Annotated in this window: 15 protein-coding genes and 1 pseudogene; 11 read left to right on the top strand and 5 right to left on the bottom strand. The window is 56.2% G+C overall.

What is annotated here, in order from left to right:
- Nucleotides 1–11: 11 nt before the first annotated feature.
- The 3 genes from rsmF to yebS form a co-directional block, all read right to left on the bottom strand.
- Entirely contained in the window at nt 12–1,454 is a 1,443-nt protein-coding gene (gene rsmF / locus ES815_RS23395) for a 16S rRNA (cytosine(1407)-C(5))-methyltransferase RsmF (RefSeq protein ID WP_142489951.1), read from the bottom strand.
- Between the two features lie 76 nt (nt 1,455–1,530).
- Nucleotides 1,531–4,164 carry a PqiB family protein gene (locus tag ES815_RS23390; protein ID WP_142489950.1) on the bottom strand — a complete coding sequence of 878 codons (2,634 nt, stop codon included), beginning with the start codon at nt 4,162–4,164 and terminating at the stop codon, nt 1,531–1,533.
- Nucleotides 4,133–5,416: a membrane integrity lipid transport subunit YebS gene (yebS, locus tag ES815_RS23385; protein WP_142489949.1), complete on the bottom strand. Its 1,284-nt coding sequence runs from the start codon at nt 5,414–5,416 to the stop codon at nt 4,133–4,135. Before yebS ends, ES815_RS23390 begins: the two co-directional genes overlap by 32 nt.
- A gap of 131 nt (nt 5,417–5,547) precedes the next feature.
- Between yebS and ES815_RS23380 the strand changes: the two genes are divergently transcribed.
- From ES815_RS23380 to htpX, 4 genes are all read left to right on the top strand, one after another.
- Nucleotides 5,548–6,045 (top strand): GAF domain-containing protein, encoded by a 498-nt coding sequence (locus ES815_RS23380; RefSeq protein WP_142489948.1) that lies wholly within the window; start codon nt 5,548–5,550, stop codon nt 6,043–6,045.
- Nucleotides 6,046–6,142: 97 nt separating this feature from the next.
- Nucleotides 6,143–6,829: an RNA chaperone ProQ gene (proQ, locus tag ES815_RS23375; protein ID WP_142489947.1), complete on the top strand. Its 687-nt coding sequence runs from the start codon at nt 6,143–6,145 to the stop codon at nt 6,827–6,829.
- A 19-nt stretch (nt 6,830–6,848) separates the two neighbouring features.
- On the top strand, nt 6,849–8,897 hold the full coding sequence (gene prc, locus ES815_RS23370; protein ID WP_142489946.1) for a carboxy terminal-processing peptidase: 2,049 nt from the start codon (nt 6,849–6,851) through the stop codon (nt 8,895–8,897).
- 195 nt (nt 8,898–9,092) lie between these two features.
- Nucleotides 9,093–9,974 carry a protease HtpX gene (gene htpX / locus ES815_RS23365; RefSeq protein ID WP_142489945.1) on the top strand — a complete coding sequence of 294 codons (882 nt, stop codon included), beginning with the start codon at nt 9,093–9,095 and terminating at the stop codon, nt 9,972–9,974.
- A 47-nt stretch (nt 9,975–10,021) separates the two neighbouring features.
- On the opposite strand, the gene ES815_RS23360 is transcribed toward htpX, so the two are convergent.
- Nucleotides 10,022–11,395: an MFS transporter gene (locus ES815_RS23360; RefSeq protein ID WP_142489944.1), complete on the bottom strand. Its 1,374-nt coding sequence runs from the start codon at nt 11,393–11,395 to the stop codon at nt 10,022–10,024.
- 178 nt (nt 11,396–11,573) lie between these two features.
- On the opposite strand from ES815_RS23360, the gene kdgR reads away from it, so the two are divergent.
- The gene (gene kdgR / locus ES815_RS23355; RefSeq protein ID WP_106993296.1) at nt 11,574–12,365 is read left to right on the top strand and encodes a DNA-binding transcriptional regulator KdgR; all 792 of its coding nucleotides are present in this window, start codon (nt 11,574–11,576) and stop codon (nt 12,363–12,365) included.
- A gap of 54 nt (nt 12,366–12,419) precedes the next feature.
- On the opposite strand, the gene ES815_RS23350 is transcribed toward kdgR, so the two are convergent.
- Entirely contained in the window at nt 12,420–12,659 is a 240-nt protein-coding gene (locus ES815_RS23350; protein WP_142489943.1) for a YobH family protein, read from the bottom strand.
- Between the two features lie 159 nt (nt 12,660–12,818).
- Between ES815_RS23350 and mgrB the strand changes: the two genes are divergently transcribed.
- From mgrB to ftsI, 6 genes and pseudogenes are all read left to right on the top strand, one after another.
- On the top strand, nt 12,819–12,962 hold the full coding sequence (gene mgrB / locus ES815_RS23345; RefSeq protein WP_103180034.1) for a PhoP/PhoQ regulator MgrB: 144 nt from the start codon (nt 12,819–12,821) through the stop codon (nt 12,960–12,962).
- Nucleotides 12,963–13,035: 73 nt separating this feature from the next.
- Complete coding sequence (locus ES815_RS23340) at nt 13,036–13,326, top strand: YebO family protein (protein ID WP_142489942.1); 291 nt, start codon at nt 13,036–13,038, stop codon at nt 13,324–13,326.
- Between the two features lie 19 nt (nt 13,327–13,345).
- Nucleotides 13,346–14,335: an MBL fold metallo-hydrolase gene (locus ES815_RS23335; protein WP_142489941.1), complete on the top strand. Its 990-nt coding sequence runs from the start codon at nt 13,346–13,348 to the stop codon at nt 14,333–14,335.
- A 527-nt stretch (nt 14,336–14,862) separates the two neighbouring features.
- Nucleotides 14,863–15,007: pseudogene (locus ES815_RS23330) on the top strand (DUF2627 domain-containing protein).
- A gap of 12 nt (nt 15,008–15,019) precedes the next feature.
- Nucleotides 15,020–15,229 (top strand): transcription antiterminator/RNA stability regulator CspE, encoded by a 210-nt coding sequence (cspE, locus tag ES815_RS23325; protein ID WP_001062678.1) that lies wholly within the window; start codon nt 15,020–15,022, stop codon nt 15,227–15,229.
- A gap of 217 nt (nt 15,230–15,446) precedes the next feature.
- The gene (gene ftsI / locus ES815_RS23320; RefSeq protein WP_142489940.1) at nt 15,447–17,165 is read left to right on the top strand and encodes a peptidoglycan glycosyltransferase FtsI; all 1,719 of its coding nucleotides are present in this window, start codon (nt 15,447–15,449) and stop codon (nt 17,163–17,165) included.
- The last annotated feature ends 51 nt before the right edge of the window (nt 17,166–17,216 follow it).

Below are 17,216 nucleotides of genomic sequence, written 5' to 3'. Positions count from 1 at the left end.
AGTGCCTTTTTTTAGCCCGCGTCACCGTTACCGGTAAACAAACGACCATCGCGAACCAGCTCGCGCGGGTAGCTATTCTTCAGACGTGAGCCCACTTTTTTCGCCAGACCGAGGGGGAAGCCCTGGTAAGTCACTACCGCATCATCTCCGGCAGGGCTCTCCTGCGGCCAGACGTCGCGGCCGCGATACCACTCTTCCGCTTCCTGCTGGGTTAAGGCAAAGGCGTTGTCCTGACTGGCCAGGGCGATCACCGCTTCATGCTGCCAGCGGTAACCTTTATTGTGGGTTTCTGCCAGGCGGATGCCGAGGCGGGAGAAGCGCACTTTGCCGATCAGCGGCTCAATCTCCGTCGGGAATAACCACACCTCTTTGTCGCGCTGCCACAGGCGCAGGTTGTCGCCCCAGTGCAGACCGGCCTGGTTTGCCGCAGCGGCGATCTGCGTGGCTTCACGAGTTTTTAGCGGCGTAAACGGGAAATTGCCGACCTTGAATTTAGGGGCTGGCAGCGGCGCGATGGCGGCCGTTTTGCGCAGCCGCGCCACGAAGAAGCCTTCGCAGTCGTAGATGTGCGGGAAGACGTGCAGGAAGCCTTCCGGCGTGACGCATTCACTGGCGCTGGCGAACAGGTCGTTCAGCGGCAGAAACTCCACGGCGTCGGGATACTGCTCTTTTAACCACAGGCAGACCGCTTCGTTCTCGTCGCGGTTGAGGGTGCAGGTGGAGTACACCAGGGTGCCGCCGGGGCGCAGGGCATGGAAGGCGCTGTCGATCAGCTCGCGCTGGGTGGCGGCGATCTCCAGATTGCTGGCCACGGACCAGTTCTTCAGCGCATCGGGATCTTTGCGCACCACCCCTTCGCCGGAGCAGGGGGCGTCCAGCAGGATCGCATCAAAAGCTTCCGGCAGGGCGGCGCCAAAGACGCGGCCATCAAAATGGGTTAACGCCACGTTGCTGATCCCGCAGCGGCTAATATTGGCATGCAGCACCTTAACGCGGCTGGCGGAAAACTCATTGGCGAGGATCGCCCCCTGATTATTCATCCGCGCGGCGATTTGGGTAGTTTTGGAGCCCGGGGCTGCCGCCACGTCCATCACGCGGGATGGCGTATTGTCGTCAGCAAAGAGTGCGGCAACCGGCAGCATGGAGCTGGCTTCCTGAATGTAAAACAGCCCGCTCAGGTGCTCGGCGGTACTGCCCAGCGGCAGGGCTTCCTCGTCGTCACGTTCGATCCAGAATCCCTCTTCGCACCACGGAACCGGCGTCAGTTGCCAGCCGTACGGCGCGACCAGGGTGAGGAAATCCGCCACGCTGATTTTCAGGGTATTGACGCGCAGGCTGCGGCGCAGCGGGCGCTGGCAGGCGGCGATAAACGCATCGAGAGCGAGAGAGTCAGGCAGAGCCTGGCGCATTTGCGCCAGAAATTCATCTGGCAGATAGACGGGACGTTGAGACACGAGCGCACCACAGGGAGTAAAAGAGGCGCGCAGTGTACCACAAAGGCTCCGGTGGGTTGACACCGGAGCGCAGGCATTAACGTGGCAGGGCGGTTCCCCAGGTGCGCCACTCTTTCGGCTCGCTCTCCTGCAACAGGAAGTGCTTGCCGGGCTGGGATTTCGGTGCCAGCGGCGTGCCCGGTGGCGTCGCGAAGGCGATCCCCCCACGGATAAACTGGTTGAAGGTCCCGGTTTTCACTACCCCGCCGGTCAGGCCGAAATCGAGCGAGTAGCCGGAGGCCAGCCAGAAGACCGAGTTGTTCCGCACCAGATGCTGATAACGATCGCTGATGCGCAGGGCCACCATCACCCTGTCGGAAAGCGTCCCCAACGTCAGGCCAGTGACCGTGCCCACTTCCATTCCGCGGAACAGCACCGGCGTACCGATATCGAGCGATGCCGCATCCGGCACTTCCACCACAATGCTCAGGCCATCGAGATAGCGTGAGTCGGTGATGGTCGCTTCCTGCAACTCAAAATCGCGGCGCGGTTTGCCCTGTCCGGGCTCGACGTTGATATAGGGCTGGAGGATAGTATCCAGATGCTCCACGCCTGCGGCGGAAATCTGCGGGGTGATCACCGAGAAACGCGTTCCGGCGCGGGCGAAGTTATCGACATATTCCGGATACAGCACCGCCGTGGCCTGCACTTCATTGCGGGCGGTAATCAGCTTCAGGCTCTGGACCTGACCAATATCAATCCCCAGATAGCGCACCGGCATCCCTTCCGCGAGCTTGCCGGCATCAAAGGCGTGCAGGGTGATCTGACCGCCCACCGCGCGGGCGGCAGTTTCAGACGGATAGAGGATCCGCTTGTCACCTTTACGCTGGCTGGCGCTGGCACCGCTCAGGTTGTCAAAGCTGATGGCGCCGCGCAGGGCACGGGAGAGCGGGGAGGCCTGCACCGTCAGACCGCTGCCGTTGAGCTGCACCTTGGCCCCGCCTTCGGCCCAGAACACGCTGTTGCTGGTCAGCAGCTTGCGGTACTCCGGTTTGATATGCAGTTCGATATCAAAGGCATTTGCGCGCGGGCGCACAAGGATCACCTCGCCCACTTCGAATTTGCGATACAGCACCACCGAGCCCGCCTGCACGTCCGGCAGGGTGTCGGCTACCAGCGTGAGGGTGGTGGTCGGCAGATCGCTCAGGCTGTTTTCGAGGGCTTTGTCCAGGTTGGCATACAACGGGTAGCTGTCGCGCATGGCGCCTTTCTCACCCGGCAGGATACGGATCCCGCCGCTGATCCACTCGCTGGCGCTGGCCGCCAGGAACTCGACCCCGTCGAGCCCGACTTTGACATCCACCCGGCTGTTGACCACGAATTTGCTGTCGCCATGCACCAGCTCGCGGTACTGCGGATCGATCGCCACCTCAAAGGTAACCCCTTTGCTGGTTAACGACCGCTCAAGCACCTGACCAATCTGCACGCCGTGCAGAATCAGCGGCTGACCGGCGTCGATACCGTAGCTTTCCGGCGCGCTAAGGCTTACGGTCAGGACACCTGGTTTTTGTAACAGCGCCTTATCGGCAGGGGCGATAGTAAACTGATTGACCGGTTCGCCGCCGCCGGGGATCAGCTCAAAGGTACTGCCGGTGAGCAGGCTGCTGACGCTGGGGTTGCTGAGGGACAGCTTAGGGCTGCGCATTTCGATACGCGTTTTTTCCCGCAGCAGATCGACCACGCTGGGATCAACGGTCATCTCACCGGTCACCAGGCCGCCAGGATTCAGCGTCATTTTGGTGAGCTGACCTACCTGTAGCCCCTGATACATCAGCGGCGTGGAGTCGGCCTTGAGGCCATCCGCAGAGGGGAGGGTGAGCTTGACGATCACGCCGCGCTGGCTGTGGGCCAGATCTTTGTACAGGCCGAAATCATCTTCCTGTGTGGCGGGCTCGGAGCCTTCCGGCGAATCGAAGGCGATGGCACCATTCACCAGCGCCGCGAGGCTTTCCAGCTTCACTTTGGCCCCGCTCAGGCTCAGGTCGGCATCGACGCCAGAGACGTTCCAGAAGCGGCTCCCTTTTTTCACCAGCGAGGTGAAGCGTCGTTCAATCAGCACGTCGATGGTCACCCCCTGCTTATTGGGGGTGATGGCGTAGTCGTAGACGCGGCCCACGGGGATCTTGCGGAAATAGACCAGCGACCCGCTGTTCAGTGAGCCCAGATCCGGGGCGTGGAGATGAATCATCAGATCGCCGTTGTTGAGCCGGTACTTCGGCTGCGTATCCAGGGCGGTAAAGTGATCCTTTGGCTCACCTTTGCCCGGCATCATGCCGATGTAGTTGCCGCCGACCAGCGCATCCAGCCCGGAAACGCCCGCCAGCGAGGCTTTTGGCGTCACCAGCCAGAACTGCGTCTCTTCCCGCAGGGCGTCTTTCATATCGGACTTGATGCTGGCGCGAACCTCAATTTTATTCAGGTTCTTGTCCAGAGAAATATCCTGGACGGTGCCCACCTCAACCCCCTGGAAACGCACGGGCGTACGGCCCGCAACGATACCGTCGGCGCTCTGGAAATCAATGGTAATGGTATTGCCGCGATCTTCATAACTGGTCCAGATTAACCAGCCGGCGATCATCAGAGCGATAACCGGCAGTAACCAGAAAGGCGAAATACGACGTTTTGTTTTAACTCGCGCTTCAGTCGGCGAAGCTGGCGTTTCCTGACTCATGTGCATCCCAAAGTAAGCGGCTATCCAGCCATTCCACTGCAAGAATAGTCAATATCACCGCAGTACCGAAATAGAGCGCCGCGGGTCCCATAGTAAAAGCAAGGAGCTGATCGCGATTGATCAGCGACATCATCAACGAAATAACAAACAGATCCAGCATTGACCAGCGGCCAATCCAGGTAACGAAACGCAACAGCAGTATGCGGGTTCTTAGCCCCTGTTCACATTTAAAATGAATGCTGACGAGCAGGGTAAACATCACCACGACTTTGGTAAAGGGCACCAGAATACTGGCGATGAACACCACGGCCGCGACGGCGATGTTGCTCTGCGCCAGCGAGACGATGCCCGACATAATGGTATCTTCCTGGCGTGCACCGTTGACGTAAATCACCGAGATGGGCAGCAGGTTAGCCGGTAACAGCAGTATTAGCGAGGCGATCAGCGCCGCCCAGCATTTTTGCAGACTGTTATGGCGGCGCAGGCGCAGCGGAATATGGCAGCGCGGGCAGCGACCGCGCGCGTCGGGTAGCCCGGTATAGTGACAGCCCAGACAGACCCGCAAATCGGTGTTGTAGCGGGTGGCAGGGCGCTGGGGGTAAAACCGCTCCCAGAGCTGCTCCACGTTCAGGTGGATCATTGTGAGAATGCTGAGGATCACCAGCGCGATAAAGGCGAACAGACCACTGCCGGGCTGCAGCCAGGCGTAATCCTGCACCTTGATTGACGCCACGACGATCCCCACCAGGTAGATATCCAGCATCACCCACTCCTTAAGCCTCTCGAGCATCAGAAGCACCGGGCGCAGGTTCATCCCCAGAATATTGCCAAACCACAGGTAGGCGATGGCGGCCACCAGCACTACCGGCGCGCCGACGGTGCAGAACAGTACCATCGAGGCGGTGAGGGGATCGCCCTGGCGGGTCATCTGCCAGATCCCCTCCAGCAGGTTGGCGTCAATACGCACACCCAGCAGGTGCAAACTGAGCAGCGGTTCGCTCCAGGCAAAGGGCATCAGCAGCATCATGGTGACGGCCATCGCGGCCAGTCGCGTCAGGGACCAGTCGCGGCCATCGCGGATTTTTGCGTTGCAGCGCGGGCAGAAAGCACTTTGGTATGATTTCATCTTTGGCAACGTAAAAAGCGTATCGCATTGCGGACAACGCTGATAATGTGCACGGGGCAGCGCATCGCCAACCGCATGCACAGTAATCTTTTTCGCCGGTGTTATTTTCGGTGTTTTAAGAGCCATCGGTCGCGCTAAAAAAGGATAGTTAATAGTTATCTTAACTCATGAATGGATTCATCTTGAGCATGAACGTAAATAATGCGTATTTTAATAGGCTATGCTGTAATTTTGTAAGACAACCAAGTGATTGAATAATGAACAAAACAGAATTCTACGCGGATTTGAACCGTGACTTTCAGGCATTGATGGCAGGTGAAACCAGTTTTTTAGCCACGCTGGCGAATACCAGCGCGTTGCTTTTCGAACGTCTGTCTGATGTGAACTGGGCCGGTTTCTATCTGCTGGAAGGCGAGACGCTGGTGCTGGGACCCTTCCAGGGCAAGCTGGCCTGCGTACGTATTCCGGTCGGGCGCGGCGTGTGTGGTACCGCGGTGGCGCAGGACCAGGTGCAGCGTGTTGATGATGTCCACGCGTTCGACGGGCATATCGCCTGCGACAGCGCCAGCAATGCTGAAATCGTACTTCCTCTGAAAGTGAATAATCAGATTATTGGTGTACTGGATATCGACAGCACGGTCTTCAACCGCTTTACCCACGAGGATGAGCAGGGGCTGCGCGAGCTGGTGGCGAACCTTGAAAACGTCCTCGCCGCGACCGATTATCATAAATTCTTTGCGAGCGTCGCAGGATAATCAACGGATAACGTAGCATTTACCGATGGCGTCATTATAATGACGCCTGTTCATGCCTGCGGCTTGTCGGCAACGTCCGTTGTAATCAGGAAATTTCATGGAAAATCAACCTAAGTTGAATAGCAGTAAAGAAGTTATCGCGTTTTTGGCCGAACGTTTTCCTCAATGTTTTAGTGCCGAAGGCGAAGCTCGTCCCCTGAAAATTGGTATTTTTCAGGATCTGGTAGAGCGTGTTGAAGGTGAGATGAACCTCAGCAAAACCCAACTCCGCTCCGCCTTACGTCTTTATACTTCGAGCTGGCGTTACCTGTACGGTATCAAAGCGGGCGCAACGCGTGTGGATCTCGACGGCAACCCTTGCGGTGTGCTGGATGAGCAGCACGTTGAGCACGCCCGTAAGCAGCTCGAAGAAGCCAAAGCGCGAGTTCAGGCTCAGCGTGCTGAACAGCAGGCGAAGAAGCGCGAAGCTGCCGCGGCCAATGGCCAGGAAGAAGCCCCTCGCCGTGAACGCAAGCCACGTCCTGCACCGCGTCGCAAAGAGAACACCGAGCGTAAGCCACGTGCTGAGCAACCGGCGGCAAAAGCCCCGCGTGCGCCTCGTGAAGAGCCGCGCCACACTCCGGTTTCTGACATTAGCGTCCTGAGCGTTGGTCAGTCTCTGAAGGTGAAAGCGGGTAACAATGCTATGGATGCCACCGTACTGGAAATCACCAAAGATGGCGTTCGTGTACAGCTGACTTCTGGTCTGTCAATGATTGTACGCGCAGAACACTTGTTGTTCTAAAACGGAGGCCAAGCCCGGCATGAACACATTTTTTAAGCTCACCGCGCTGGCTGGCCTGTTTGCGATAACAGGCCACGCCTTCGCTGTGGACGAGATTACGCGTGTCGATCAAATTCCGATTTTGAAGGAAGAGACCCAGCACGCAACGGTCAGTGAGCGCGTTACCTCGCGCTTCACCCGCTCGCACTATCGTCAGTTCGACCTTGACCAGGCCTTTTCGACAAAAATTTTCGACCGCTATCTGAACCTGCTGGACTACAGTCACAACGTCCTGCTGGCCAGCGATGTCGAACAGTTTGCCAAAAAGCAGTCTGAGGTGGGTGACGAGTTACGCAGCGGCAAGCTGGACCTGTTCTACGATCTGTATAACCTGTCGCAGAAACGCCGTTTCGAGCGCTATCAGTACGCGCTTAAGGTGCTTGAACGTCCGATGGACTTCACGGGTAACGACACCTTTAATCTTGACCGCAGTAAGTCGCCGTGGCCGAAAGATGAAGCCGAGCTGAATGCCCTGTGGGACAGCAAAGTGAAGTACGACGAGCTGAGCCTCAAACTCACCGGTAAAGATGAGAAAGAGATCCGCGAAACGCTGACCCGCCGCTACAAATTTGCCATTCGTCGCCTGGCGCAGACCAACAGTGAAGATGTGTTCTCGCTGGCGATGACCGCCTTTGCGCACGAAATCGATCCACACACCAACTATCTCTCTCCGCGCAACACCGAGCAGTTCAACACCGAAATGAGCCTCTCCCTTGAAGGGATCGGTGCGGTGCTGCAGATGGACGACGATTACACCGTCATCAACTCCATGGTTGCCGGGGGCCCGGCTGCCAAGAGCAAGGCGATTAGCGTAGGCGATCGCATTGTGGGTGTCGGCCAGGTTGGCCAGAACATGGTCGATGTGATCGGCTGGCGTCTGGATGATGTCGTTGCTCTGATCAAAGGGCCAAAAGGCAGCAAGGTCCGTCTGGAAATCCTGCCTGCCGGTAAAGGCACCAAGACCCGTATCGTTACCCTGACCCGCGAGCGTATCCGTCTGGAAGATCGCGCGGTGAAGATGTCGGTGAAAACCGTGGGTAAAGACAAAGTCGGCGTGCTGGATATTCCTGGCTTCTATGTGGGCCTGACGGACGACGTCAAGGTTCAGCTGCAGAAGCTTGAAAAACAAAACGTTAAGAGCGTCATTATCGATCTGCGTACCAACGGCGGCGGCGCCCTGACCGAAGCGGTTTCGCTTTCGGGTCTGTTTATCCCGTCCGGCCCGGTGGTACAGGTACGCGACAACAACGGTAAAGTGCGTGAAGATGCCGATACCGATGGCGTTGTTTACTATAAAGGCCCGCTGGTGGTGCTGGTCGATCGCTTCAGTGCGTCGGCATCGGAGATCTTTGCCGCTGCAATGCAGGACTACAGCCGCGCACTGATTGTTGGCGAACCGACCTTCGGGAAAGGCACGGTGCAGCAGTATCGTTCCCTGAACCGCATTTACGATCAGATGCTGCGTCCGGAATGGCCGGCGCTGGGCTCGGTACAGTACACCATTCAGAAGTTCTATCGCGTGAATGGCGGCAGTACCCAGCGTAAAGGCGTGACCCCGGATATCATCATGCCGACTGGCACTGAAGAGACGGAAACCGGCGAGAAGTTCGAAGATAACGCGCTGCCGTGGGATAGCGTTAACGCTGCTACCTACGTGAAGTCGGGCGATATGACTCAGTTTGGTCCGGCGTTGTTGAAGCAGCACGACGATCGCATCGCCAAAGATCCTGAGTTCCAGTACATCGTGAAGGATATTGCCCGTTTCAATGCCCTGAAAGCGAAACGCAATATCGTCTCTCTGAACTACGCTCAGCGTCTGAAAGAGAACGAAGAGGATGATGCAACACGTCTGGCGCGTATCAATGACCGCTTTAAACGTGAAGGCAAGCCTCTCCTCAAAAAACTGGACGACCTGCCGAAGGATTACCAGGAGCCCGATCCGTATCTTGATGAGACGGTGAAGATCGCCATTGACCTGGCGCAACTGGAAAAAGATCATCCTGCCGGGAATCCCGCCCCGGCGAAATAATCTCCCCTGACAGGCACAAGAAATTGTGCCTGTTTTTTTGTTAACCGCATCCAGCCGTCAGGCAGTCATTTCATTGTGTAAAGTTGTGTCTTTCTGGTGACTTACGCCGCTGCAATCCTTGAAAATATGCGGAATACCCATACGATGTGGGTAATCGCATAGTGCGTTTTGTTAAACTGAGGTTAAAAGAATATTATGATGCGAATCGCGCTCTTCCTGCTCACCAACCTTGCGGTCATGGTGGTCTTCGGGCTGGTGCTCAGCCTGACAGGAATTCAGTCGAGTAGCGTTCAGGGCTTGTTAATCATGGCGCTGCTGTTTGGTTTCGGTGGCTCCTTTGTCTCGCTGCTGATGTCCAAGTGGATGGCGCTCAAGTCCGTGGGCGGCGAGGTTATTGAGCAACCGCGTAACGACATGGAACAGTGGTTGATGACCACCGTTGCCAACCAGGCCCGCCAGGCGGGTATTGCTATGCCGCAGGTCGCGATCTATCACGCGCCGGACATCAACGCCTTCGCCACCGGCGCGCGTCGCGACGCGTCTCTGGTTGCGGTCAGTACCGGCCTGTTGCAGAACATGAGCCGTGACGAAGCCGAGGCGGTTATCGCCCATGAGATCAGCCACATTGCCAACGGCGATATGGTGACCATGACCCTGGTTCAGGGTGTGGTGAACACCTTCGTTATCTTTATCTCGCGTATTATCGCGCAGATTGCCGCAGGCTTTATGGGCGGCGATCGGGAGGAAGGCGAGGCGAGTAACGGCAACCCGCTGATTTACTTTGCGGTCTCAATGGTGCTGGAACTGGTGTTTGGTATCCTGGCGAGCATTATCACCATGTGGTTCTCCCGTCACCGTGAGTTCCATGCGGATGCCGGCTCAGCTAAACTGGTAGGTCGCGAGAAGATGATTGCCGCGCTGCAGCGTCTGAAGACCAGCTACGAGCCGCAGGAAGCCTCCAGCATGATGGCGTTTTGCATCAACGGTAAATCGAAATCGCTGAGTGAACTGTTCATGTCCCACCCGCCGCTGGACAAGCGTATCGAAGCGCTGCGTAGCGGCGAGTACCTGAAATAACGGTTTTGGGTAGGAAATAAAAAAGCGCGTCCCCGGACGCGCTTTTTTTATGCCTGCGAACGTGGCTGCGTCACCCTTAGCCCGCTGATAATGGCCGCGACGGTGGCCAGCGTACCGGCGGTCAGCAGCGCCAGATGGGTCCCGCTTTGCCCGGCCAGGTTAAACATCAAGGCCACCAGCGCCGCCCCGGTACTTTGTCCCAGCAGGCGGGCGGTACCCAGCATGCCGCTGGCGCCGCCGCTGCGATGGCGAGGGGCGGCGGTAATAATGGTATGGTTATTTGGCGACTGGAACAGACCAAAGCCCGCCCCGCACAGCATCATCCGCCAGATAATATCCAGATCGTGCGGTGCCACCGGCAGCAGGGCGAGGGCGAAAAGACCGACCGCCATTATCACCAGCCCCAGCGCCCCCAGTAAGCCCGCATGCACCCGTTCAATCAGATAGCCTGCCAGCGGCGCCATCACCATCGTGGCCAGCGGCCATGGGGTTAACAGCAGACCCGTTTCCACTTCCGAGCGACCAATCACGCTCTGCAGGAAGAAGGGCAGAGAAACCAGGGCCAGCATCTGCGCGCAGAAGGAGCATATTGACGTACCGATAGAGAGCGAAAAGAGCGGAATACGCAGCAGATCCACCGGCAGTAATGGTACCGGCAGGGCCAGCTGACGCCGCACGAAGACGAAGCCGACTACCAGCAGCGCCACAACTTCGCCGGCAATTAACGTCAGCGACTGTCCCTGGGCGAAACCGCTGAGGGCGGTGATCAGCAGGCCAAAGGTGAGGGCGTTCATCACCGCGCTCGGCAGATCGAATTTAGGCATACTGCTTTTTGGGCCGTTGGCGGGCAAGTAGCGCAGGGCGAACAGCAGCGCCACGATCCCCAGCGGGACATTGATCAGGAACAGCCACTGCCAGGAGGCTACCGAGAGGATCGCCGCCGCAATTGTCGGGCCTGCCGCCGAGGAGACGGCGACAATAAAGGAGTTAATGCCCATCCCTCGTCCCAGATGCCGCTGCGGGTAGATAAGACGAATCAGCGCGGTATTGACGCTCATCAGCGCTGCGCCGCCAAACCCCTGAACGATGCGCGCCAGCGTCAGGGTGTGCAATGTGTCTGAAAGGGCGCAGAACAGGGAGGTCAGGGTAAAAACCACCAGTCCGCACTGATAGACCCGGCGGTAGCCAAACATGTCCCCGAGGAAAGAGAACGAGAGCAGCGAGATGACAATCGCTATCTGGTAGGCGTTGACGATCCAGATCGAACTGGCAGGCGAGGCATTCAGGTCGCTGGCGATGGTCGGCAGGGCAACGTTGGCGATGGCACCATCCAGCACCGCCATGGAAATACCGATAATAATGGTCGCAATGGCACCATAGCGCTGCGGTAACGGCAGGCCATCTGTGAGGGTTTTTGTCATGAGAATGAATGAGCAATACAGGTTATTATTAACAGGGTAACGATATTATCACTGTTATTTCGGTTATATGTCGCAGATTTGTAACCAGGTTAGCCAGGATTGATTGCAGCAATGCGGTCGCGAATTTATAATAAAAACCGGTTCTAAATTTTATAAAACACTTGCGTTGAGGTGATTAATGGCAATCGCGGATTTGGATAAACAGCCAGATTCTGTTTCTTCTGTGTTAAAGGTGTTCGGCATCCTGCAGGCGCTTGGCGAAGAGCGCGAAATTGGTATTACTGAGCTGTCCCAGCGTGTGATGATGTCAAAAAGCACCGTTTACCGCTTTTTGCAGACCATGAAATCACTGGGTTATGTTGCACAGGAAGGCGAGTCTGAAAAGTACTCCCTGACTCTGAAGTTATTCGAACTGGGCGCACGCGCGCTGCAGAACGTCGATCTGATCCGTAGCGCGGATATTCAGATGCGTGAACTCTCTCGTCTGACGAAAGAGACGGTGCACCTGGGTGCGCTGGATGAAGACAGCATTGTCTACATCCATAAGATCGACTCCATGTATAACCTGCGCATGTATTCACGCATTGGCCGCCGCAACCCGCTGTACAGTACCGCCATCGGTAAAGTCCTGCTGGCATGGCGCGACCGTGAAGAAGTGAAGCAGATCCTCGAGAACGTCGAGTACAAACGCAGCACTGAACGTACCATCACCACCACCGATGAACTGTTAGCGGTGCTGGATAAGGTGCGTGAGCAGGGTTATGGCGAAGATAACCAGGAGCAGGAAGAGGGCTTGCGCTGCATCGGCGTACCGGTATTTGACCGCTTCGGCGTGGTGATTGCAGGCCTGAGTATCTCCTTCCCGACGCTGCGTTTCTCTGAAGAGCATCTGCACGAATACGTGGAAATGCTGCACACGGCGGCGCGGAAGATCTCTGAGCAGATGGGTTATAACGACTATCCGTTCTGAGTTGTTCCTGCATAAAAAAACGCTGCCTGATGGCAGCGTTTTTTATGGATGGGATCAGCCGTTATCGACTACTGTCTCGCTCTTTCGCAGCAGCGGGCAGCGGGAGAGTCCAATAATTCCGCTGTCAGAATGAATATACTGCGCCGTGCTGAAGCCGCGTGCGGTGAGGTACTGACACTGAATACCCAGTCCGCCAGCGTTCTCTTTACTGCCCGTCAGCACGCCGTAGCCTGCGAGCAGTAAACCTGTCCAGACCAGTGCTATAACAATCAGTGTGCGAATAAAAAAGCGCATTATTGCCTCATTTTTTTTAATGACTGCCGTCTAGCGTAACCGATAAAGTCGCGTGAACAAGCCTATGATTCCGAAAAGCTCGTCTTCACGTTACAGTTAGGCATGGTTTAAGTTGCGCATGATAACCTGGCATCAGGCAGTTATGGGACGGAGAGTGGAGTGAAAAAAATACGCTGGGTAATTCTGGTGCTGGTACTGGTGGCCTGTGTGTTGCTCTGGACGCAGACTATCAATGTGATGTGTGACCAGGATGTACAGTTTTTTAGCGGTATTTGTTCTATCAATAAGTTTATCCCCTGGTAACAGGCATTTTTATCGCAAATGATTTCCTTCCGTAACGCGAGTGCTAGAATGAGCGTTTTTATTGGGGGGTGAAATGGGTGAGTTAGTGAATTCCGGGATGCTTAGTGTGGCATCTCTGGCGATTTCGGGAATATTGCTGATCGTGGGTCTGGTGCTGTGGTTTTTCGTCAACCGAGCAAGCTCCCGTACCAATGAGCAAATCGAGCTGCTGGAAACATTAGTTGATTTGCAAAAACGCCAGAACGCGCTGCTGCGCCGCCTGTGCGAAGCCAATGAACCGGAAGAGAAAGTAGCACCAAAAGCGGCAGAAGAGACGGTTAACAGCCAGGACGATGACTTTATTCGTCTGGTAGCCGAACGCTAACCAGTCAGGGGAGGTGAGTATGGCCTGGAGCAATCCCTGGTATAACGCCTCCCTCGCGCATCATACCCCGCAGGGTTTTCGCAACACCGATGGAGCTGAGCACCAACCCGGCGATGTCGAACGCTGGCAGAAAGAACGAAAGGCCGCCGGTTTGCCGAAACCGCCCGAACAGGGCTACGACCAGTTTATCCGCCAGTGGTGGCAACCTGTCACACTCAATACCCTTGAAGAAGACGGCGTCTGGTGGCTGGGACATGCCAGCCTGCTGCTGCGCCTGAACGGGAAATACATTCTCACCGATCCGGCGTTTTCCCGTCGCGCCTCCCCGGTACCCTTTGCCGGGCCGATCAGAAAAACGCCCCCGGTGATGAGCGTCGCGGCGCTTCCACCCCTTGATGCGCTGGTCATTTCCCATAACCACTTTGATCATCTGGATTCCGCCACCTTCCGCCAGCTTCTGCGGCGTTTTCCGCAGCTGACCATTTTCGTGCCGTTAGGCCTGGGGGAGTGGTGCCACCGGCGTGGGGCAAAACAGGTCGTCGAGCTGGACTGGTGGCAAAGCTATACCTTCGAAGGGCTGGGATTCACCGCCGTCCCGGCGCAGCACTGGAGTATGCGCACCCTGTGGGATCGCAACCGCTCGCTCTGGTGTGGCTGGGTCTTTGAGGGGCAAAACCAGCGCTTCTGGTTCAGCGGCGATACCGGTTATACGCCGGAGTTACTGACCATTCCGCAGCGGCTGGGAAAACTGGATACCATTGCGATACCCGTTGGCGCGTATGCACCACGTTGGTTCATGTCTGTTCATCATATGGATCCGCAGGCGGCGGTAGCGCTCTGGCAACAACTGGGGATGCCGACGGCGATCCCGATCCACTGGGGGGTGTTTGAGCTGGCGGATGAATCGCTGGATGAGCCTGTAAAAGAACTCTCTTTGGCCCTGAATGATTTATCGCTGCCGGGGGCTAACTTTCAGCCTCTACGCATTGGTCAATATTTATCCATATAAACTATTCTCTGTTCAGTTAGCACTTATTCCGTATTAAACCGACGCATGTCATATTTTATTTTAATCGAAACGTTTTGATTGCCTTTTTTTGATGCAGGTTCATAAAAATATCATTATTTTGGTGCATGGCAACAATCAGCGTTGCGGTGTATATAAGTTAAACAAGCGAAGCGACCCAAAGTGTTTTTTTTCAAGGAAACAAATGCCTGCCGTTACGATTAAATCAGCATAACTTCTTACCAATTGTTCTAAAGGAAATAACCGCCGCACGAAATCGGCCACGCTTGCTGGACGATATGAAGTTCTTGGTCTAAGTTAAAAAAGTCTTTGATAACAGCGTCTACCCTGACGGTTACTGATCGAGCAACAGACGGGCTATGTATACACGTAAGTGCATTACTGTGCAGATTGTGGCAAATCAGTCCCTGAATTTGTGCGGCTGATCGAGACACGTTTAAAAATGGCTTGCCATTATTTAAGTTGTGTGTGATAACACGGTTTGGGTCAAACGAGGTACAGTTCTGTTTATGTGTGGCATTTTCAGTAAAGAAGTCCTGAGTAAACACGTTGTCGTTGAATACCGCTTCTCTGCCGAACCTTATATTAGTGCCTCATGCAGTAATGTCTCAGTTTTATCTCAGTGAATGCCCGCGGGCTAAGAAAACATTCTAAGGAATTTTGCAAATGGCAAAGATTAAAGGTCAAGTTAAGTGGTTCAACGAGTCTAAAGGTTTTGGTTTCATTACTCCTGCTGACGGCAGCAAAGATGTGTTCGTACACTTCTCTGCAATCCAGGGTAACGGCTTCAAAACTCTGGCTGAAGGCCAGAACGTTGAGTTCGAAATTCAGGACGGCCAGAAAGGTCCGGCTGCTGTTAACGTAACCGCTATCTGATCGAACCCCTGCCTAATCTGAAGCGTTCCGGCGTTTCAGTTGCAGAGATAAAGCCTCGCGTATGCGGGGCTTTTTAATGCATTTTTTTCAAAGTGTTACCACCTGCGTCTCTGTTTGCAGTTTGTTGCAAAGCTGCGAGAGTATTAGCATTGTTTTCCCCCTCAGGGTGCAAATTTGCCGTTAAATCAGGGCGTTGTTATTCAGCCCTGGAGCCCTGGTGAAAAAGAAACCCGTCAATCCCGCAGCAAACTTCACCCCGTTACGTTTTGCCCTTCTCTGCCTGGCCATTTTTGGCAGCCTGGTTTTCCTGCTGGGGCGCGTCGCCTGGCTGCAGATTGTAAAACCGGATCCGCTGGTCAAGCAGGAGGATATGCGCTCGCTGCGTGAGGTGGCTATTAACGCCCCGCGAGGGATGATCGTCGACAGGGAAGGGCGGCCGCTGGCGGTGAGCGTGCCGGTGCAGGCGGTGTGGGCCGATCCGAAAACGGTGCTGGCGAAAGGCGGTGTCGGGTTTGACGATCGCTGGCAGGCGTTAGCCAGCGCCCTGCATCTGTCGCTCACCAACCTTGCCGCGCGGATCAACAGTAATCCGCAGGGGCGTTTTATCTATCTGGCCCGCCAGGTCGATCCCGCTCAGGCCCAGTGGATCGACAAACTCCATCTACCGGGTATCAGCCTGCGGGATGAGTCACGACGTTTTTACCCGGCCGGACACGTGGCGGCTAACCTGATTGGCTTTACCAATATTGACGGGCAGGGCATCGAAGGGATCGAGAAAAGCTTTAATGCGCAGCTCACCGGCAAACCCGGCCTGCGCCGAGTGCGCGAAGATCGCTACGGGCATGTGATTGAGAATATTACCGAGGTCCCGCCAGTGCCGGCGCACAATATCCAGCTGAGCATTGATGAGCGGCTACAGACTATTACGGAAGATGCGCTGGACAACGCTGTGGCATGGAACAAAGCGGAGTCGGGGGCCGCGGTGCTGATCAACATTCAGACCGGCGAGATTCTGGCGATGGCCAGCTTCCCGGACTTCAATCCCAATAACCGTGACGGCGCCACGCTGAATGATTTTCGTAATCGTGCCATCAGCGATACCTTTGAGCCGGGCTCTACCGTCAAGCCGCTGGTGTTGATGACCGCGCTGCAGCAAGGGCTGGTGCAGCCGGACAGCGTCATCGACACCCATCCCTACACCCTGGCCGGGCACCGCATTCGCGACGTCGGTTACTACCCGGAGCTGACGCTGACCGGCATCCTGCAAAAATCGAGCGATACCGGCGTGTCCCGCCTCTCGCTGGCGATGCCGATCCAGCGGCTGCTGGATACCTATCACGGGTTTGGCTTTGGCCGCTCCACCGGCCTCGGGTTAACCGGGGAGAGCAGCGGCCTGCTGCCCGAGCGTAAATTCTGGAGCCAGCTCGATCGCGCTACCTTTGCGTTTGGCTATGGCCTGATGGTCACTCCGCTCCAGCTGGCGCACGTTTACGCCACCATTGGCAGCTATGGTCTGGAGCGTCCGCTCTCTATCACCCGCATTGACCCGCCGGTCATCGGCACCCAGGTAATGCCCGTTCCGATTGTGCAAGAGGTAGAGCATATGATGGAGAGCGTGGCGCTGCCCGGCGGCGGCGGGGTCAAAGCGGCGGTACGTGATTACCGGGTAGCAGTGAAAACCGGCACCGCGAAGAAAATCGATGACGGCGGCAACTATGTGGATAAATATGTGGCCTATACCGCCGGCGTCGCGCCGGCCAGCCGTCCGGTATTTGCCCTCGCGGTGGTGATCAACGATCCGCAAAATGGGGCCTACTACGGCGGGGTGGTCTCGGCACCGGTGTTCAGCCAGATTATGGGTGACGTGCTGCGTATCGAAAACATCAAGCCGGATGGCTTACCGGCCGATTCCAGCCATCTCATCGTAATGCGTTAAGGCCGTTTTATAGCGGGGCGATTAGCGGTACACTTTCGCCCTTTATGATTG

Origin of the sequence: Leclercia adecarboxylata, from assembly GCF_006874705.1 — a bacterium.
Lineage (GTDB): Bacteria > Pseudomonadota > Gammaproteobacteria > Enterobacterales > Enterobacteriaceae > Enterobacter > Enterobacter adecarboxylatus_C.
Note: the sequence above shows the minus strand (reverse complement) of the source record. Positions and strands in the feature narration are given on the sequence as shown.